Source organism: Ideonella flava, from assembly GCF_051857595.1.
Classification (GTDB): Bacteria; Pseudomonadota; Gammaproteobacteria; order Burkholderiales; family Burkholderiaceae_C; genus Ideonella.
Map to the genome: position 1 here is coordinate 719075 of NZ_JBPZHD010000001.1, position 18297 is coordinate 737371.

Here is an 18297-nt window from a genome sequence, read left to right on the forward strand (position 1 = left end):
CATCCGGGCGGGCCTGGCATGCCGGCTGCCAACACGCCTGGCAAGGGCTCGGCACACCGCCTTCGAAGGCTCCACTTCGGCGGGAAGACTTGCGCGATGTCGGTAAGCCTTGCCGACAGTTTGGTCGCGCCCGCGCGTCAGGCCTGGCCTGAGCCGCTAACCCAGCACCCTCGCCTCGACGTAGATCCGCTTGATCCGCGGATAGCGGCGCCGGATCTCGGCCTCCAGCGAGTCCACCGTGGCGGCGATGTGCCGGGCGGGCAGGCCCGATTCAAACTCCACGTCCAGCGCAAGCAGCACGTCTTCGGCACCGACGTACATCGACAGGGGCCGGCTTGCCTTCTGCACGCCCGGCTGCGACACCGCCAGGGCATGGATGGCCGCCGCGGTCTCGCGCTGCAGCCCCGCGCCCACCAGCAATTGGCGCGACTCGTGGATCAGCAGCACCGCCACGCCGCAGAGCAGGATACCGATCGCCAGCGAGGCGGCGCCGTCGAACTCCGGCCGCCCGGTGAGCTGCGATGCCGCGATGCCGGCGCCGGCGATCACCAGGCCCAGCAGCGCTGCGCCATCCTCGGCCATCACGGTGTAGGTGGCCGGGTCCTTGCTGCGCCGCAGCGCCTTCCAGAAGGGCATCGAGCCGCTGGCGGCGCGGAACTGCCGCAGTGCGACCGCGAAGCTCGCGCCCTCGAAGAGGAAGGCGAAGGCCAGCACGAGGTAGCTCCAGCGCGCGTCCTCGATCGGCACGGGATGACGCAGGTGCTGCACGCCTTCGAAGAACGACATGCCGCCGCCGACGCCGAAGATCAGCACCGCCACGATGAGGCTCCAGAAGAACAGCTCCTTCCCGTGGCCGAAGGGGTGCTCGGCATTGGGCGGACGGCGGCTGCGCCGCAGCCCCACCAGCAGCAGCGCGCCGTTGCAGGTGTCCACGGTGGAGTGGATGGCCTCGGACAGCATGGCCGAGCTGCCGCTCAGGCCCGCGACGACGTACTTCGTGATGGCGATCGCGATGTTGGCCGCGATCGCCCCATAGACGGCGATCGACGAAGTGCCGACCTCAGCGGCCGCCGGCGGCGGTGACACGCCAGACGGTGTTTCCGACATCGTCGGCCACCAGCAACGCGCCCCGTCCATCGAGCGCCACGCCCACCGGCCGGCCGTAGGCCTCGCCCTTGGAGCCCAGGAAGCCGGTCAGCACGTCCACGGGCTTGGCATCGCCCGCGGGCTTCGGGCCGTCGAAGGGCACGAAGATCACCTTGTACCCGCTGGGCACGGAGCGGTTCCACGAGCCGTGCTGGCCGACGAACACGCCGTGCGCGTAGGCCTTGGGCAGGGAGCTGCCGTCCGAGAACGTCATGCCCAGCGATGCGGTGTGTGAGCCGAGGGCATAGTCTGGCGGCACGGCGCGCGCCACCATGTCGGGCCGCTTGGGCTCGACCCTGTCGTCGACGTGCGAGCCGTAGTAGCTCCACGGCCAGCCGTAGAAGCCGCCCTCGCGCACGGAGGTCAGGTAGTCGGGCACCAGGTTGTCGCCCAGTTCGTCGCGCTCGTTGACCACCGTCCACAGCGCCTTGCTGCCCGGCTCCCAGCCCATGCCATTCGGGTTGCGCAGGCCGCTGGCGAACACGCGGTGCTGGCCGCTCGCGATGTCGATCTCCCAGATTGCCGCGCGACCCGCTTCGACCTCCATCCCGCGCTCCGCCACGTTGCTGTTGGAGCCGACGGTGGCGTACAGCTTGCTGCCGTCGGGGCTGGCCACCAGGCTCTTGGTCCAGTGGTGGTTGATGGTGCCGCCCGGCAGGTCGACCAGCTTCGTGGGTGCCGCGGTGATGCGCGTGTCGCCGTCCTTGTACGGGACCCACACCACGGCATCGGAGTTCGCCACGTAGAGCCTGTCCTTCACCAGCGCCATGCCGAAGGGGGAGTTCAGGTTGGACAGCAGCACCGAGCGGGTCTCGGCTTCGCCGTCGCCGTCGGCATCGCGCAGCAGGGTGATGCGGTTGGCGCTGGGCACGCCCGCCCCCGCCTTCTTCATCTCGTGCTTCATCACCGCGCCCTTGATGCCCTTGCCGTCGTCGGGCTTGGGCGGAGCGTTGGTCTCCGCGACCAGCACATCGCCGCTGGGCAGCGTGAGCAGCCAGCGAGGATGGTCGAGGCCGGTCGCGAAGGCCTTCACGGCGAGTCCGGCGGCGGCCGTCGGTGCGCCGCCGGAAGGCCATCCCTTCGCTTCCGCGATCTTGATGGTCGGGATCAGCTTCTTGTCTGGCGCCGGCAGGGTCGGGTTGGCGCCATAGCCGGGATCGGACGCACCGGCTCGTGCCGATGCAGACGCAGATGCCGGTGCGATGGTCGGCGTGGCCGGCGGATCCGTGCTGGTGGCGGCCATGCTGCAGCCGGCCAGCACGAAGGCGGCCAGGCCATTGAGGGCACGCGTGCGCGGCGAAGGGATGGTGGGTCGCATCGCGTACCTCCAGGCAGCAAGGTCAGGGAATCAATGCTTGCTGGCAGCGGTCTTGCGACTGCCGGAGGACGAGCGCTTGGACGGCACCTTGCCGCCTTCCTTGCGAGCTTCGGACAGCCCGATGGCCACCGCCTGCTTCGGGTTGGTGACCTTCTTGCCGCTGCCGCTCTTCAGTTCGCCATGCTTCATTTCATGCATGGCCTTCTCGACCTTGTCTTGCGCCTTGGGACCATAGCGTGCCGTCATGGCTGCTCTCCTTGGAGACTCGATGTCCCCAAGGAGAAGCAAGCGAGGTGCCCAGCCTTCAGCGACCGCCGCGCGCACGCTCCTCGCGCCATTGGGAGAATTCCTCCCACTGGCGCTTGCGGCGCTCGTCGTGCCAGCGGCGGTAGTCGTCGTCCAGGCCGCGGACCTGCTCGTCGCGCCAGCGCTGGTACTCGCTGTCGTGCCGCTGGTGCACGTAGCCGCCCTCGGGGTCGCCGCCCCAGCCGCTCGTGCCGCCGTGGTTCTCGCCGCCATAGGGATGGCCGCCAGGCGTGCCGGCAGCCGGCCGGACGCCCTCGCCGTATGGGCCGCCGCGGAACTCTCCGCCCGCGCGCCCCCCGAACTGCGAGCCGCCGAAGCCCTGGTCAGGACGGCCCGAGCGCATGGGCACGGAATCGACACGGCCGGCGTACGCGCTCACGTAGCCGGGATCGCCTTGGCCGTACACGCCGCGTTCGTCGGCGCTGGCGTGGCGGCTGCCATCTCCGCTCGTCGCATCGCCCGTCGCACCCGCAAATTCGCCGCCCCCGGCGAAGCCACGTTCCGCCCCGGCTCCGCAGAGCTGGTCCTCGTCGTGCTGATCGTGTTGGCGTGGCTGCATTCCGGTCTCCTGGTAGGTGGTCCGCGGTACCCATCGCGCGGCAAGGTCCGTACCCATAGGGCATCCGGATTGCCGCGAAGGTGTCCTGGCCCCTCGCGCCGTCATGGCAGCGACGTGCGGGGCAGGACATGCCCATGAGCACGACTCCAGACCGGCCCGCCGTCGACCTCATCGTCTCGCCTCATCTCGACGATGCGGTTTTCAGCTGCGGCGAGTGGATGGCCACCCACCCGGGCGTCCAGGTGGTCACGGTCTTCGCCGGCACACCTGTGGATGTCAGCCAGGCCACCGAATGGGACCGCGCCTGCGGCTTCGTGGATGCCCGGCAGGCCTTGACGATGCGCCGGCTGGAAGACCAGCAGGCGCACGACGCGCTGGGCGCCACGCCGCACTGGCTGGAGCATTGCGAAGAACAGTACGGCGAGCCCCGCACTGCCGATCAGATCGCCGCCACGCTGCTCCAGCTGCTTCGCTCGATCGAGCCGACGCGCCTGCTGCTGCCGCTGGGCCTGTATCACCGCGACCACGTGCTGGCCCACCAGGCCACCTTGCAGGCGCTGGCCGAAACGGGCGCGACGCCGCAGGTCTGGGCCTACGAAGACGTGCCCCACCGGCGCAGGCCCGGTTGGCTGCAAAACCGCCTGTGCGAATTGCGGCAAGCAGGCATCGTGCTCACGCCCGCTGCCGTCGGGGACTCGCCCACCGGTGCGCTCAAGGACCGCGCCGTGGCGTCCTATGTGAGTCAATGGCAGGCACTCACCGACGACGCCCGGGAAGACACGCGTCGCCCCGAGCGCTTCTGGGCCTTCGAGCCGGCAGCCGTCATCCGCTGAACGAGTCAGGATGCGAGCGACTCGTGGACAGCGCGGCGGCCGTGGGGCTGTCGACGGAACACGCCTTGCCACAGCACGATGCCGGCGATCGCGGGCCGGGCCGGTCACGTCGACGCCTGCAGGCCCTTTGCACCATGGAGCGCGGCATGGACTCCCCCCCACCGACCACCGACCGGCAGCGTTGCATCGACGCGTGCAACGCCTGCGCCGATGCCTGCGACCGCTGTGCCGCGTCCTGTCTTCGCGAGAAGGATGTACAGCACATGGTGCGCTGCATTTCGCTCGACATGGATTGCGCCGCCGCCTGCCGCTTCGCCGCGGGCGCGATCGCGCGCGACAGCGAGCTGGTCAACACCGTCTGCGCCATGTGCGCGATGGTGTGCCATGCCTGTGCCGCGCAGTGCGAAACCCACGACGCAGCGCATTGCAAGGCCTGCGCACGAGCCTGCCGCGACTGTGCAGCCGCCTGCGATCGCATGGGATTGGCCGCCGTCCAGGCCGCGCGTCCGGCGGCGCCATGACCGCGTCACGTCACTCGCTGGCGGTCTGCCTGGCCGATGCCCTGCGACTGCGCTGTCTCGCGCTCGACGAGACCCTCCGCCAGCGCGGCGGGCCCGACCTGATGCTGGCCCTGCTGAAGGACATCCGCCGGCTGTCCACCGAGCTGCGTTGCGCGCTCGACGCCCACGAAGCCCTGGAGCGCATCCGGCACGACACGGTGTGAAGCCAGGGACCATGTCCGGTTCTCGAGAGAACCCGCAGGACCGCTCCCGACGCGCTCGTTGAACACTCGAATCGCGTCAATCGTGACCGTTGGTGCACCGGATTTCGGCAAGGGATGCAAACGAAAAAGGCCCGAACCGTTGCCGGCGCGGGCCTCGTGATGCCTGGTGGGCTGGATCAGCGTTGGCCACCCTTGCCGGTGTCCTGAGTGCGGGAGCCTTGCTGCTCTCGGCCGGCTTCCTTGCCGCTCTCCTTGCCGCTGTCCTGGCCGACTTGACCTTGCCCGCCTTGGCGCTGCTGCTGGTCCTGGCTCTTGTTCATGTCGCTGCCGCCTTGCTGGCCGCTCTTCTGGCCGCCCTGCTGGTCGCTGCGATTGCCCTGCTGTTGCTGCTGGTCGCGTTGCTGGTCGCTGCGATTGCCTTGTTGTTGCTGCTGGTCGCGTTGCTGATCTCGGTTTTGCTGGGGCATGCTGAACTCCTGTTGCGAATCGGCTGGTTGCCGACATCCGTGGGATAGCAAATGCAATACCCGCGACGCCCTGGACCGGGGGCATGCGCCTTGCCTGAAGAGGCCCTACCGAACCATCCATTATTTGACTGGAGATACCCATGGCCACCACCGCGAAGAACACCGCGAAGACCGACGCGATCAAGCTGCTGACAGAGGACCACAAGGAGGTCAAGAAGCTGTTCGACGAGTACAAGAAGCTCGCCGAGGAGGAGGCGCCGGCGCAAGAGCGCCAGCAGCTCGCCGCCCGCATCTGCGCGATGCTCACCGTGCACGCCACGATCGAGGAGGAGCTGTTCTACCCGCTGGCGCGTGAGGCACTGGGCGAGGACGACGACCTCATCGACGAGGCCACGGTCGAGCACGCGAGCGCCAAGGACCTCATCGCCCAGATCGAGGACTCGTCTCCCGATGAGCCGCTGTACGACGCCAAGGTCACCGTGCTGGGCGAATACATCCAGCACCACGTGAAGGAAGAGGAAGGCGAACTCTTCCCCAAGGTCAGGAAATCCGAACTCGACCTGGCCGTCCTCGGCGCCGAGATGGCCGAACGCAAGCAAACCCTCGAAGCAACCCTCTGACCCTCACGCCCCTTCCCAGGGGCTTCGCACCCCGGGGCGCGCGCAGCGCCGCCCCCCATCAAGGGCGTGCGCGGATCCGGCTTTGCCGGTCCGCTGCGCGAGCCCCCTCGGGGGGCAGGCCCCTGGCAGGGGGCCGTGGGGGCTCAAGTTCACCGGGACATGCGCCCGATGAGCACGCCCAGCAGCAGCGCGCCGCCGATGTAGGCCAGGGGGCTTTCGCGGATTCGGACGCGGGCGGCGTCGGCGGCTTGCTGTTCGAGGTCCGAGAAGCGCTGGGCCTGGGTGCGCAGCTTCTCGGCGGCCTGCTGCACGGATTCGGCGGCCGTGTCGACGGCCTCGTGCGCGCTGCTGACCACGCGCTCGAAGCGGCGGTCCATCGCGGCGCCGTTGTTGCCGCCGAGCATGTCGCTGTCGTTGGACGTGCCGAGCGGCGACATCGTCGGGTTGTTGGGCAAGGGCATTTCGCTGGCCATGGTGAGGGCTCCTCAGACGGTAGGTCCAGGACTCTGGGCAAGCCGCGTACCGGCGGCGGCGCCAAGTCACCGCTTGTCGCGAGCCCTGGGAACGTCACCCGCCCGCGTGCCGCACTGGGGCTCAGGCGGGACCGGGAGTCAACACGACCTTGCGGCAGTCTTCCGCCTTGGTGGCGAACAGCTCGTAGCCCAGGGCTGCCTCCTCCAGCGGCAGCTGGTGGCTGACGATCTGCTCGGGCCTGAGTTCACCCTTGCCTATGCGCTCCAGCAGCTCGGGCATGTGCTGCTGCACGTGCGTCTGGCCCATGCGGAAGCTCAGGCCCTTGTCGAAGGCGTCGCCGAAAAGGAAGCCGTGGATGAAGCCGGCATAGACGCCGGGCACGCTGACGATGCCCCCGCGCCGCGTGGCGGCCATGGCCTGGCGCAGCGCGCTGCCGCTGGAGCCCTCCATCTTGAGCGTGGTCATCACCGTCTCGAGCCGGCTGCCCTTGGCTTCGAAGCCCACCGCGTCCACGGTCGCATCCACGCCGCGGAACTGCGTCTGCTCGATGATGTGCTGCGCCGGATCCTCGATGCGTTCGAAGTGGACCGGCTCCACGCCCCAGGTCTGCCGGGCGAAGTCCAGCCGGTACTGGTGATGGTCGACCATGAAGATGCGGTCGGCCCCGAGCATGCGCGCGCAGGCGGCGGCCATCATGCCCACCGGTCCGGCACCGAAGATAGCCACCGTGCGCCCCGGCCCGACCTCGGCATTGACGACGGCCTGGTAGCCGGTCGGCAGGATGTCGGACAGGAACAGCACCTGCGCGTCCGACAGCGCGTCCGGCACCGGCAGCGGGCCGGTGTTGGCCATGGGCACGCGCACGTACTCGGCCTGCCCGCCCGCCAGGCCGCCATAGAGGTGCGTGTAGCCGAACATCGCGGCGCCGGAGCGGAGATCCTTCTTGTTCAGGATGGCGCCGCGGCCATCGTTGGTGGTCTCGCAGGCAGCGAACAGCCGCCGCTGGCAGAAGTAGCACTCGCCGCAGGCGACGACGAAGGGCACGACGACCCGGTCGCCTCGCCGCACGCGCGTCACCTCGGGCCCCGTTTCCTCGACGATGCCCATGAACTCGTGCCCGAGGATGTCGCCCTCCTTCAGGCCGGGGACCTTGCCGCGGTACAGGTGCAGGTCGGAGCCGCAGATGGCGGTGGCCGTCACCCGCAGCAGGATGTCCTGCGGGTGCTGGACGATGGGATCCGGCACGGTCTCGACGCGGACGTCGCGCGTGCCGTGGTAGGTCAGAGCGCGCATGGACTTCCTTTCGCAAAAGTCCACACATCCGGCAACCGGGATGCCGGCAGCGCAGGCGTTTGCGGCCTGCGGATGCACGGCCCGCCCGAGGCAGCCGGAGCCTGCGGCTCCTATCGCCTGCGCCTTTTCTCCACCGACTCGATGTGCAGCATCTGCCGGTACTTGGTGACCGTGCGCCGGGCGACGTTCAACCCCTGGCCGACCAGCTGGCGCCGGATCTCCGCATCCGACAGCGGATGGCCCGGAGTCTCGGCTTCGATGATGTCCTTGATCAGGCCGCGGATGGCGGTGCCCGAGCAGGCGCTGCCGTTGGACGAGACGATGGCGCGCGAGAAAAAGTACTTGAGTTCGAACACCCCGACCGGCGTGGCCATGTACTTGTTGTTCGTCACCCGCGACACCGTGGACTCGTGGACCCCGCACTCCAGCGCGATCTCGCGAAGGAGCAAGGGCTTCATCGCCATCGGGCCGTACTCGAGGAAGTGGCGCTGGCGCCGCACGATGGCGCCGGCCACGTCGAGGATGGTGGAGAAACGCTGCTCCACGTTGCGCAACGTCCAGCGCGCGTCTTCCAGGTGGCCGGCCATGTCGGCGTTCTCGGCCTTGCGGTGGCGCTGGAACAGCTCGGCGTAGACCCGGTTCAGGCGGATGCGTGGCACCACCGCCGGGTTGAGCTGAACCGACCACTGATGGCGCAGCCTCTTCACCACCACGTCCGGGATGACGTAGGCGATGTTGGCCGAGCCGAAGCGCCAGCCGGGCCGCGGGTCCAGCCTTCGAATGCGCTCGCAAGCCTCCTTGACGCGGCTGGCGCTCGCGCCCAGCCGCGAGGCCAGGGCGGTGACGTCTCGCGCCGCCAGGGCCGGCAGATGCTCCTGCACGATGGCCTTGGCGAGGGCGCGAATCTGCGGGCAGTCGATGGCTGGCAGCTGCAGCTCCAGGCACTCCGCGACGCTGCGCGCGCCGACGCCCGGCGGATCCAGCGATTGCACGCGACGCAGGGCAATCTGCATCTCCTCCATCGTCGCCGGCGGATTCAGCGGCGCGATCTGGGCCAGCTCTTCCAGGGGCGCTCGCAAGTAGCCGTCGTCGTCCAGCGATTCGACCAGCGTGCGCGCCAGCATCAGGTCTCGCGGCTGCAGCGGCAGGACGTTGAGCTGACCGTGCAGATGCATCTGCAGCGTGGTCTCCACCGCCATCATGTCGAGGGCCGAGAGATCGCCGTCCTCGGCCCTTCGGGCCAGGCCTGCCTGGTCGGCCTGCCACAGCGCGCGGTCATCGCCGTCGGCCGGGTCCATGGAGACGCCGCCTTCGCCGACCTCTCCATCGGCACCTGCGATGCCGGTTTCGGCAGCGAGGGTACTGCCGGGCTCGGCCGGATCCTCCTCTTCGAGGAACGGGTTCTCGCCCAGCTTGGTTCGCACGATGGCCGCGAAGTCGAGCGACGACATCTGCAGCAGCCTGACCGCGTGCTGCAGTCTCGGGGAAAGTGTCTGGGTCTGCCGGTGATCGGCCCGAAGTTCGAGGGAACTCATTTTTCCTGGTCTCCTGCACCTAGCCAGATTGCAAGGGCGCAAACGACCGTCGCCGTCCATGCTCACGCAAAGGTTTGTGCGGCGTCAATTCGCCACATCCTTGATTGAATACGCTGCCTTGACGCGGAAGGAATCATCAGACCGCCTACGTCCGGTCCTCGTGAGCCGGATACGGGCTTGCCGTAAACCCTGCCCTGCGTCTGGCAGGTAGCGCTTTCCACGCCTCGACAGGCGTTTGCCTGTGGCACGGCACTTGCCGTGCCAGGGTCGAACGGGCTCGCCGGGCCCGAGGAGAAACCACCATGCCCGACTCGACCAAGAGCACGCGTGTCACGCGAGCCGCCACCGCCGCCCGCAGCCACATCATCGACGTGCTGAAGGAAGACCACCGGCGAATCAAGCGCGCGTACCGCGAGTTCCTGCGGCTGGACGCCGACCGCAACGGCGACCAGTGCGAATCGATCGTGCGCCGCACCCTCTCGCTGCTGCGAGTGCACTCGACGCTCGAGGAAGAACTCATCTATCCGGTGATGCGCCCCATCGTGGGCGAGGCCGAGGCCGTCGACGAAGCCGAGATCGAGCACGAGATCGTGCGCTACCTCGGCGACCAGTTGGACTCCGCCAGCGCCGTGGACGACAAGTTCTCGGCCCGCTTCGCCGTCCTGTGCGAGTACGTGCTGCACCACGTGAAGGAAGAAGAAGGCGAACTCTTTCCCCAGCTCAAGCGCGCCAAGCTCGACTGGGAGGGCCTGTGCAACGAGTTCATGGAGCGCCGCGAGGCCCTGCAGACCGAAGAGGGCACCCACGACACCCTGACCGGCCCCAACAGCCTCCTGCCCACCGACGAAACCGGCCTCCTCCTCACCGGCCACGAACCCCCCCGCTACGAATCCGGCTCGATCACCTCCCGAAAGATCTGAGCCTCCACTGGGGTCAACCGCTCCTCAATGCACAAGGCGCCGGCAGGCGCCTTGTTGCATTCCTTCCAGGGCGTGCGCGGATCCGGCTCTGCCGGTCCGCCGCGAGCCCCCTCGGGGGGCAGCCCCCGGCAGGGGGCGTGGGGGCCAACATCTCCTGCGCGGATCCGGCTCCGCCGGTCCGCTGCGCGAGCCCCCTCGGGGGCAGCCCCCGGCAAAGGGCCTCAGGTCCCCTGAATGCGCAAGGCGCCACAGGCGCCTTGCCGCATTCCTTCCAGGGCGTGCGCGGATCCGGCTCTGCCGGTCCGCTGCGCGAGCCCCCTCGGGGGGCAGGCCCCGGGAGGGGCCGTGGGGGCCAACAGTCCAGGCCCGCCGTTTGCCGATACAGGGTTCCCCGACAACTTCACGGAGCATTCCATGAACAAGCATTCCCTGATCGTCGCGATGATGGTGGCCACCGGCGTGGTGACCTTGTCCACCATGGCCGGCTGCGCAGTGACCAGCGGCCAGAGCAGCGTCGGCCAGTACGTCGACGACAAGACCATCACTGCGCGTGTGAAGACGCGCATGGCCGAGGATCCGATGGTCAGTGCCATGCGCATCGATGTCACGACGCTCAATGGCACGGTGCAGCTGTCGGGCTTCGCGACCAGCTCGTCGGAGAAGGCCAAGGCCGGCGAGATCGCCGCCGCGGTGCCGGACGTGAAGTCGGTCCGCAACGACATCGTCGTGCGCGCGCCTCAGTGAGGATCAAGCCTGCCCCAGCCAAAGGGCCGGCTTGCCGGCCCTTTTGTCATGCGGGCTAGAACTGGTAGCGATAGCCAAAGGTCGTCAGCTGGACCTCATGCTTGCCGACACCTGGAAAGCGCATGTCGTGCCGTTCCCATTCGATGACGAGCGCGGAACTGCGCGCGACCTCGTAGCTCACGCCGGCCCCGTAGGAGGCACCCCAGCCCTTGGCGCGGCCGGTCGGCACGCCCGAAAGGGGATCGGCCGTCACTTCGCTGCGACCGTAGGTCGCACCGAGCTTGAGGTGGGCGCTGAAGGCCCCGGCGGGCCAGCGACCGAGCAGGCTGAAGTTGATCCCCTTGGCCGAGGTCGTGCCGCCAGCGCGATCGGCGTCGCCCAGGTGCAGGTAGCCGATCTCGGCTCCGAGGTAGCGGTTGAAAAGTCCGCCGATGTGGGCACGCCCGGCGAGATCAGGGTTCTTGCAGCGGTAGCCGCCGAAGCCGCATCCGGTGGAGTAGCGGGCCTGGCCGAAATCGATGCCCAGCCAGGCGCGCTTGTCGGCCGGCGTCAGAAGGAAGCTGCCTTCCGGTACGCGCGCTTCCGGCTCCGTACCGGGTGCGGGGGCCGTGGCCGGTCCTTGAGCCAGAGCGAGGGATTGAAGCAGAGCCGCCGACAAGGCACAAAGGCCACGCCGGGCCGGCGCCAGACGCTTGCAACCTCGAAGCGTACCCATGACACGTCCTTTCAACATGAAGCGCGTCGGACATCTCTCGGCAACATGGTGGCAAACGCAATGCCCCGCAGATGTCGGACGACGCCGCATGGATCACACCGACAGTTCCTCTCCTGACGACGGACGGTTCCTCCACTAAAGTCCGTCGCGCCTTGCGTCGCTTCCCATGCCGATCTCGATCCGCTCCCGCCTGCTCCTGCTCGTGATGTCCGTGCTGCTGCCGGCCATGGCCGGGGCGCTGTGGGTGATGGCGGATGCCTTCCAGGCCGAGCGGGCGGCCCTGGAGCGGGGGTTTCGCGACACCGCCGGCGCGCTGTCGATGGTGGTCGACCGTGAACTGACCCAGCGCGCGGCCATCGCGCGGACGCTGTCGATGTCGGTCGCGCTCGACGACGCCCCATCGCTCGGGCCGCAGCAGCTGGCCTTGTTCGAGCGGCAAGCGCGCCACGCGATGCAGGGCCTGTCCGGCTGGGTCGAGTTGCGATCGGTCGACGGGCTGCTGCTCAGCACCCGGTCGGCGTCCGATGCGGCCTCCTCGCCGGCCTCCGCACCCGCGCGGGCGGGCAGCTCGGCCCTGGGCGAGCATCCCGCCGTCGGCTCGCTGGAACTCGGTGGAGCCGGCGAGAACTGGCGGGCGGCCGTCGTGCAGCCGGTTCAACGCCGTGGGCGGACCGTCGTCGAGCTGGCCGTGACACTGCTGCCGTCCGAACTGCAGCACATCATCGACGAGCAGCACCTGCCCACCGGTTGGGTGGCCACGGTGGTCGACAACCGAGGCACCGTCGTGGCCCGGCATCCCGATGCGGCCCGGTACGTCGGGCGCCCGGTGACGCCCGAGATGCGCCAGCAACTCACCGCGGCCCGCGAGGGCCTCTACCAGGGTCGGGCCCTGGACGGCCGGCCGATGGTGGGCTACTACAGCACCTCGCCGCAGGGCTGGACCTTCGCCACCGCCATGCCCGAGGACGAATTCAACGGCCGGGTGCCCGCCGCCGTGTTCCAGGTGGTCGCCGGCGGCGCGATCTTGCTGGCCCTGGCCTGCGGCGGGGCGCTGTGGATTTCGCGCCGCATCGCGCGGCCGGTCGAGCAGCTGGAGCAGATGGCCGCGAGCATGCAGGCCGGCGAGCCCGTCGGGCCGCTGCACTCCGGCGTGGTGGAGCTGGACCGGGTCGGCGCCGCGATGGCCGAGGCCGCCCGTGCGATGCGCGATGCGCACAGCGAACTGGAGCATCGTGTGGAAGAGGCGATCGCCCGCACGCGGGAGGCCGAGCAGCGAGCCTCCACCAACCAGCGCGTCGAGGCACTTGGCCGGCTCACCGGGGGCGTCGCCCACGACGTCAACAATCTGCTGGGGGTGATCAGCAACAGCGCCTACCTCATCGAGCGCCGCACCGAGCAGATGCCCGAGCTGCAGGCGCCGCTCGGCGCGACGATGCGTGCGGTGGAGGCCGGCCGGCGCCTGACGCAGCACCTGCTGCGCTTTGCCGGCCGGCATGCCACCCGGCCCGAGCGCATGGACCTGGCCCTCGCCCTGCCCGACATGCGCGAGCTGCTGCAGATCGTCGTGGGCAAGCGCATCGCCGTAGAGGTGCAAATCGAGCCCGGCACGCGTCCCATCGTCGCTGACGCGGGAGAGCTCGAGTTGGCGCTCATCAACCTGGCCCTGAATGCCCGCGACGCCCTTCAGCAGCCCGGCCCTGAAGGCGGACACGTCTGGCTGGAGGCGCGCAACGCCCTGGCGGACGAAGCCCCGGACCTGCCGCCCGGGCACTACGTGGCCATCACCTTCACAGACGACGGCCACGGCATCGACGAAGGCGTCGCCAGCCGCGTCTTCGAACCCTTCTTCACCACCAAGCCGACCGGACGCGGCAGCGGCCTGGGCCTGAGCCAGGTGCATGGCTTCTGTGCCGAGGCCGGCGGCCTCTCCCGCATCGCCAGCACGCCGGGCCTGGGCACCACGGTCACCTTGCTGCTGCCGGCCGAAGGCATCACCACCGCAGCCCCCTCACCGGCCCGCGAGATGACGACGAGCACCGCGGCGTCGTCCGACCTGTCCGGCCTGCGCGTGCTGGTGGTCGAGGACAACGAGACCCTGGGCGACGTGACCGGCGCGCTGCTTCGTTCGTACGGCAGCGTGGTGCAGCTGGCGCGCAGCGGCGAACAGGCGCTGGGCCTGGTCGACAGCGAGCCGCCTTTCGATGCCGTGCTGTCGGACATCGTGATGCCGGGCGGCATGGACGGCATCTCGCTCGCCCAGACCCTGCGGCAACGCTTTCCCCAGTTGCCCATCGTGTTGATCACCGGGTACAGCCAGACGCGGGTGCCGGTGGAGCAGTTCCCTCTGCTGCACAAGCCCTGCAGCCCCCATGACCTGGTGAGCGCCCTGCGCGGCGCGGTGGCGGCACGGCCGGCGTCCTGAAGATCACAATGGGCGCTTCAGCAGGAGAGTGTCCTTGCCATGAATGCCCACGATCCCCGCTGGCCCGCCGCGCTGCTGGCGGCCGTCCTGGCCGCTCCGCTGGCCCACGCCGAATCCCTGCGATGCAACGGCAGCAGCGCGGCCGAAGGCGATTCACGGCTGGCCGTGCTGCACAAGTGCGGCCAGCCCCTGCTGAGGGACAGCTACTGCGCGCCCTGGGTGGTGGGCCCCGCACTGCAGCCCGTGCCCGAGCCGATCGCCGGCGCGATGCTGCCCTGCCAGCCGGTCGAGGAATGGGTCTACGACCGCGGCCCCGGCAACCTCATGGCCACCGTGCGCTTCAAGGCCGGGGTGGTGCAGTCGATTCGCTACGGCCAGGGGCCGCAGTGAATTGGGCCCCCACGGCCCCTCCCGGGGCCTGCCCCCCGAGGGGGCTCGCGCAGCGGACCGGCAGAGCCGGATCCGCGCAGGACATGTTGGCCCCCACGCCCCTGCCGGGGGCTGCCCCCCCATGGGGGCTCGCGCAGCGGACCGGCAGAGCCGGATCCGCGCACGCCCTGGAGGGAGCGGCGCTGCGCGCGCTCGGGGGCACGACCCTGCCGGGGCGTGCCCGAGAGGCGCGGGGTGGAGGGAGTGGGGTTGGGGGGGTCAGTCGGCGACTTCGAAGAAGCCTTTGACGGGGACCCAGGTCTTGTCGTTGGAGGCGAAGCCGGAGAGGCTCTGGTCGGTGAAGCAGAGCGCGACGGTCAGGGTGTAGCCTGACTTCGAGAGGTAGGACACCAGGCACACGTCGTCGCCGACGGCCAGGGCGGCGTAGCGGGGGCGATCCGCGGAGGGGGCGCTTTTTTCGGCATCGTCTGCCGCCGGCACCGCATGCCACTCGACCGTGCCGTCGGGATGGAAGACGTGCTCGTGGGTCTTGCCTTGCGTGGGGCCCTCGTTCCAGGTGAAGCGGATGGTCTGGCCCTTCACGCGGCTGTCGGCCTGCTCTTGGTTCATGTGCGACTCCGTCTGCCTGTCCAGGTTCAATTGAAGACGAGACGTTCCACCGCGAAGCCCTGGGCGCGCGCCACGCCGACCAGCTGATGCAAGGTCTCGGCGTCGAGGTGCGGACGGCGGGCCAGCAGCCACAGGGAGCGCCGCGTCGGCTCACCGACCAGCGCCACGGTGTAGCCCTCGTCCAGGTGCAGGATCCAGTAGTCGCCCCATCCGAACGGCAGCCAGCGCAACCAGGTCGGCAGGAAACTGACTTTCAGGCGGGCGCCGTTGCTGCCGGGAACGACCCGCGCCTCACCCTGCACGAGGCGCTCGCGGCCGTCGGCACCTCGGCATCGATTGGTCACGGCCAGCCCGTTGCGGTTGCTCAAGGCGTAGGTGGCCAGAGGCTGGCCGGCGCAGGGCTGCTCGAACGGGTTGGGCAGGCGGGCGATCTCGTGCCAGGTGCCTGCATAGCGGCCGAGATCCACGTACGCGACGGTGCGCAGTGGCGGCCACGTCGGCCCCGCCGGCGCGGCGGGAACGGAACCCGAAGGCACGGGCGGGTGCGACGTGGCGGCGGATGGACCGGGTGGCGGCGGAACGAACCGCTCGTGTCCCGTCACTTTGCGCACCAGGGCGCCGCCGAAGTTGAACAGGGCACTGGTGGAGGTCGGGCCCCAGCGCGCGCGCCAGGCCTCGGGCAGCAGAGGCCAGGCCAGCGCCAGGCCCTCCCACAGGCTGAACCGGCTGTGCGAGCGCCGGCCGCGGCTTTCGTGGCCGGGCCTCGCGCTGATTTCGTGATGGTGCGCCGGCTCTCGCCGCAGGCGTCGCCACAGCCACCAACCACAGAGGAACAGCGCCACGCCGCCCAGCAGCGGGGGCAGCCATCGCGCGGGACGCCGAGCCCGTCGCACGCGCTGTCCCAGGCCGGACACCAGCCCGCTCACGCGCTCGTCGCGGGAAATCAGGGCCAGCTCGGCCAGCCGGATGCGCTCGTCGAGATCGAGCTCGCCGGCGTCCGGCGGCCGTTCACGGGTGAGCGGGCTGCTGCTGAGGAGGTCCATCGTTGAGGGGGCCCGCCGGCGGCGGGGCTGCGGTTGAAACGGCAGGCGGCCGCTCGGGCGGCGGCCTGACGGAGCCCGCCATCGTGAGGTGGCGCCTCGTGGCCGGCAGGCTGAGCCTCGTGGCCAGGCGGCGAACCTCCTTGAGGCCGACGATCACGGCCCCCAGGTTGATCGCCAGCACAAGCAGCAGCGCCAACGCCCAGTGCAGGCCGAGCTGGATCAGCCCGACGACCACACCGGCCCACAAGGCCAGCCATGCCGTCACACCGACGATGGCGATGGCCACGAGCCAGGCCACGATGCGCCCGAGCGCCCGCCCTGCGCGGGCCAGCTCGAGCGCGAAGAGCTCGACCCGATCGCTGATCAGGCCGGGCAGCTCGTGCAGCAAGGCCTGCAGGCTGTCCAGCAGCGATGCACTGGCGGCTTCGTCGCCGCCGCCACCGTCCGCTGGAGCGCTGCCGGCCATGCTGCGCTTGCTAGCGGGTGGTGCCGCGACGGACCAGGTTCACGATCGCCAGCAGGATCACTGCGCCGACCAGCGACACCAGCAACGCTCCTGCGCTGAACGACCCCTGGTTGATGGTGGGCACGCCGACCAGCGGCGAGATGAACCATCCGCCCAAGAGGGCGCCGACGATACCGACGATGACATTCAGGATCACGCCCTGCTGGGCATCCGTGCGCATGATCATGCTGGCAACCCAGCCGAGCAGACCGCCAACAACAAGCCAGACGATCAAGTTCATGGTGTACTCCTTGGAGGTGAGGAAAGGTTGTAAAGGGACCTGTGGTGAGCACTGTGGCAAGGGGTGTGCCGGGGGCCTGCAGCCTCCTCTCCCCGCCCCGCGCCCCTCCATCGAAGCCGTGCGCAAGCCCGGCCCTGCGGACCGCATCGCACCCTGGGCAGGCCCTGGCAGGGGCCTGCCCTCCGAGCGCGCGCAGCGCCGCTCCCTACCAGGGCGTGCGCGGATCCGGCTTTGCCGGTCCGCTGCGCGAGCCCCCTTGGGGGGCAGGCCCCGGGAGGGGCCGTGGGGGTCGACAGTCATATGGCCCCGACGCTGCCCGTGATGGGCAAGACGATGCCGCTGATGTAGCCGGAGCAGACGGGGGAGGCGAGGAAGACGTAGGCGGGGGAAAGTTCCTCGGGCTGGGCGGCGCGTTTCATGTCGGTGCTCTGGCCGAACTGGGCGACCTTGTCGGCGGGGCTGTCAGCTGGGTTGAGCGGCGTCCAGACCGGGCCGGGCGCGATGGCGTTGACGCGGATGCCGCGCTCCATGAGGTTGCTCGCCAGCGACTTGGTGAAGGCGTGGATGGCGCCCTTGGTGGCCGAGTAGTCGAGCAGCTTCTCGCTGCCTTCGAGGCCGGTGACCGAACCGGTGTTGATGATCGACGCGCCGCGTTTGAGGTAAGGCAGCGCCGCGCGAGCCATGCGGAAGTAGCCGCCTATGTTGGTCTGCAGCGTCTCCTCGAGCCGGCGGTCGTCGATGTCCTCCAGTGACGAGGCATGTTCCTGGAAGGCGGCGTTGTTGACCAGCACGTCGAGCCGGCCGAACTCCTTGACCGTGCGTTCCACGGCTTCGCGGCACCAGTCCGAGTCCTTCACGTCGCCGGACAGCAGCAGGCAGCGGCGCCCTTCGGCCTCGACGTAACGCTTGGTTTCCTCTGCATCGCCATGCGACGAGTGATAGGCCACGGCGACGTCCGCGCCCTCGCGCGCGAACAGCACCGCGACCGCGCGGCCGATGCCGGAGTCGGCGCCGGTCACTATGGCCGTCAGGCCTTCCAGCTTGCCGCTGCCGCGGTAGTCGGGCGCTTCGAAGCGTGGCCTCAACTGCAGGTCCGCCTCGCGGCCCGGCTTCTGCAGGTGCTGGGCCGGCAGCTTCTGGGGCTGCTCTCGCGCACCGGCCTGTACCGCGCCGCCCGGCTGGCCACTTTGCTGGCCGCCACCTTGCTGGCGGCCACCTTTTGACGCGCTGTCCTGGCGATCCTGCTGCTGCTGGATCTCGCGCTGGGTCCTGAGCGTGTCGTCCTGTGTCTTTGCCTTGGGCATGTGTGGGCTCCTTCGGTGGGACAGATGGGTCCTTCATACCGGCAGGGTGCATGCCGGCGGACCGCCGCCCTTGCCTGCGCAGAACGGCAAAACTTGCCGAACCTTTGTGCCGCTATCGGGCCGTGATGG

General features: G+C 69.5%; 22 protein-coding genes. 9 read left to right on the top strand and 13 right to left on the bottom strand.

Annotated features, from left to right (window positions below):
* Positions 1-156 precede the first annotated feature (156 nt).
* From ACS5PM_RS03180 to ACS5PM_RS03195, 4 genes are all read right to left on the bottom strand, one after another.
* On the bottom strand, positions 157-1107 hold the full coding sequence (locus ACS5PM_RS03180; RefSeq protein WP_439385324.1) for a cation diffusion facilitator family transporter: 951 nt from the start codon (positions 1105-1107) through the stop codon (positions 157-159).
* Positions 1061-2389, bottom strand: a complete 1329-nt coding sequence (locus tag ACS5PM_RS03185; protein WP_439385616.1) for a PQQ-dependent sugar dehydrogenase — start codon at positions 2387-2389, stop codon at positions 1061-1063. Before ACS5PM_RS03185 ends, ACS5PM_RS03180 begins: the two co-directional genes overlap by 47 nt.
* A 105-nt stretch (positions 2390-2494) precedes the next feature.
* Positions 2495-2710, bottom strand: coding sequence for a DUF6496 domain-containing protein (locus ACS5PM_RS03190; protein ID WP_439385326.1), 216 nt, complete (start codon positions 2708-2710; stop codon positions 2495-2497).
* Positions 2711-2768: 58 nt separating this feature from the next.
* Positions 2769-3329 carry a hypothetical protein gene (locus ACS5PM_RS03195; protein ID WP_439385328.1) on the bottom strand — a complete coding sequence of 187 codons (561 nt, stop codon included), beginning with the start codon at positions 3327-3329 and terminating at the stop codon, positions 2769-2771.
* Positions 3330-3463: 134 nt separating this feature from the next.
* Here ACS5PM_RS03195 and ACS5PM_RS03200 point away from each other — a divergent pair, with 134 nt between their 5' ends.
* From ACS5PM_RS03200 to ACS5PM_RS03220, 5 genes are all read left to right on the top strand, one after another.
* Positions 3464-4162 (top strand): PIG-L deacetylase family protein, encoded by a 699-nt coding sequence (locus ACS5PM_RS03200; protein ID WP_439385330.1) that lies wholly within the window; start codon positions 3464-3466, stop codon positions 4160-4162.
* A 146-nt stretch (positions 4163-4308) separates the two neighbouring features.
* On the top strand, positions 4309-4683 hold the full coding sequence (locus ACS5PM_RS03205; protein WP_439385332.1) for a four-helix bundle copper-binding protein: 375 nt from the start codon (positions 4309-4311) through the stop codon (positions 4681-4683).
* Complete coding sequence (locus ACS5PM_RS03210) at positions 4680-4886, top strand: hypothetical protein (RefSeq protein ID WP_439385334.1); 207 nt, start codon at positions 4680-4682, stop codon at positions 4884-4886. Before ACS5PM_RS03205 ends, ACS5PM_RS03210 begins: the two co-directional genes overlap by 4 nt.
* Positions 4887-5068: 182 nt before the next feature.
* Positions 5069-5401, top strand: a complete 333-nt coding sequence (locus tag ACS5PM_RS03215) for a hypothetical protein (RefSeq protein WP_439385336.1) — start codon at positions 5069-5071, stop codon at positions 5399-5401.
* A 92-nt stretch (positions 5402-5493) separates the two neighbouring features.
* Positions 5494-5973: a hemerythrin domain-containing protein gene (locus ACS5PM_RS03220; protein WP_439385338.1), complete on the top strand. Its 480-nt coding sequence runs from the start codon at positions 5494-5496 to the stop codon at positions 5971-5973.
* Positions 5974-6122: 149 nt separating this feature from the next.
* Here the strand turns inward: ACS5PM_RS03220 and ACS5PM_RS03225 are convergent, their stop codons facing one another.
* The 3 genes from ACS5PM_RS03225 to rpoN form a co-directional block, all read right to left on the bottom strand.
* The gene (locus ACS5PM_RS03225) at positions 6123-6446 is read right to left on the bottom strand and encodes a hypothetical protein (RefSeq protein ID WP_439385340.1); all 324 of its coding nucleotides are present in this window, start codon (positions 6444-6446) and stop codon (positions 6123-6125) included.
* Between the two features lie 121 nt (positions 6447-6567).
* Complete coding sequence (locus ACS5PM_RS03230; protein WP_439385342.1) at positions 6568-7740, bottom strand: zinc-dependent alcohol dehydrogenase; 1173 nt, start codon at positions 7738-7740, stop codon at positions 6568-6570.
* Positions 7741-7850: 110 nt separating this feature from the next.
* Positions 7851-9275 carry an RNA polymerase factor sigma-54 gene (gene rpoN / locus ACS5PM_RS03235; RefSeq protein WP_439385344.1) on the bottom strand — a complete coding sequence of 475 codons (1425 nt, stop codon included), beginning with the start codon at positions 9273-9275 and terminating at the stop codon, positions 7851-7853.
* Positions 9276-9577: 302 nt separating this feature from the next.
* Here rpoN and ACS5PM_RS03240 point away from each other — a divergent pair, with 302 nt between their 5' ends.
* Entirely contained in the window at positions 9578-10195 is a 618-nt protein-coding gene (locus ACS5PM_RS03240) for a hemerythrin domain-containing protein (protein ID WP_439385346.1), read from the top strand.
* A 414-nt stretch (positions 10196-10609) separates the two neighbouring features.
* Positions 10610-10939 (top strand): BON domain-containing protein, encoded by a 330-nt coding sequence (locus ACS5PM_RS03245; protein ID WP_439385348.1) that lies wholly within the window; start codon positions 10610-10612, stop codon positions 10937-10939.
* Between the two features lie 55 nt (positions 10940-10994).
* On the opposite strand, the gene ACS5PM_RS03250 is transcribed toward ACS5PM_RS03245, so the two are convergent.
* Positions 10995-11654 carry an outer membrane beta-barrel protein gene (locus ACS5PM_RS03250; protein WP_439385350.1) on the bottom strand — a complete coding sequence of 220 codons (660 nt, stop codon included), beginning with the start codon at positions 11652-11654 and terminating at the stop codon, positions 10995-10997.
* 166 nt (positions 11655-11820) lie between these two features.
* Here ACS5PM_RS03250 and ACS5PM_RS03255 point away from each other — a divergent pair, with 166 nt between their 5' ends.
* A complete protein-coding gene (locus ACS5PM_RS03255) occupies positions 11821-14076 on the top strand; it encodes a response regulator (protein ID WP_439385352.1) in 2256 nt (751 codons plus the stop codon).
* A 39-nt stretch (positions 14077-14115) separates the two neighbouring features.
* Complete coding sequence (locus tag ACS5PM_RS03260; RefSeq protein ID WP_439385354.1) at positions 14116-14466, top strand: DUF2845 domain-containing protein; 351 nt, start codon at positions 14116-14118, stop codon at positions 14464-14466.
* Between the two features lie 258 nt (positions 14467-14724).
* Here the strand turns inward: ACS5PM_RS03260 and ACS5PM_RS03265 are convergent, their stop codons facing one another.
* The 5 genes from ACS5PM_RS03265 to ACS5PM_RS03285 form a co-directional block, all read right to left on the bottom strand.
* Positions 14725-15075, bottom strand: a complete 351-nt coding sequence (locus tag ACS5PM_RS03265) for a hypothetical protein (RefSeq protein WP_439385356.1) — start codon at positions 15073-15075, stop codon at positions 14725-14727.
* Positions 15076-15101: 26 nt separating this feature from the next.
* On the bottom strand, positions 15102-16118 hold the full coding sequence (locus ACS5PM_RS03270; protein ID WP_439385358.1) for a lipocalin family protein: 1017 nt from the start codon (positions 16116-16118) through the stop codon (positions 15102-15104).
* Entirely contained in the window at positions 16084-16584 is a 501-nt protein-coding gene (locus ACS5PM_RS03275; RefSeq protein ID WP_439385360.1) for a phage holin family protein, read from the bottom strand. The genes ACS5PM_RS03270 and ACS5PM_RS03275 overlap by 35 nt, the downstream gene beginning before the upstream one ends.
* A gap of 10 nt (positions 16585-16594) precedes the next feature.
* Positions 16595-16864: a GlsB/YeaQ/YmgE family stress response membrane protein gene (locus ACS5PM_RS03280; protein WP_439385362.1), complete on the bottom strand. Its 270-nt coding sequence runs from the start codon at positions 16862-16864 to the stop codon at positions 16595-16597.
* Between the two features lie 296 nt (positions 16865-17160).
* Positions 17161-18168 carry an SDR family oxidoreductase gene (locus tag ACS5PM_RS03285; RefSeq protein ID WP_439385364.1) on the bottom strand — a complete coding sequence of 336 codons (1008 nt, stop codon included), beginning with the start codon at positions 18166-18168 and terminating at the stop codon, positions 17161-17163.
* Positions 18169-18297: the final 129 nt, after the last annotated feature.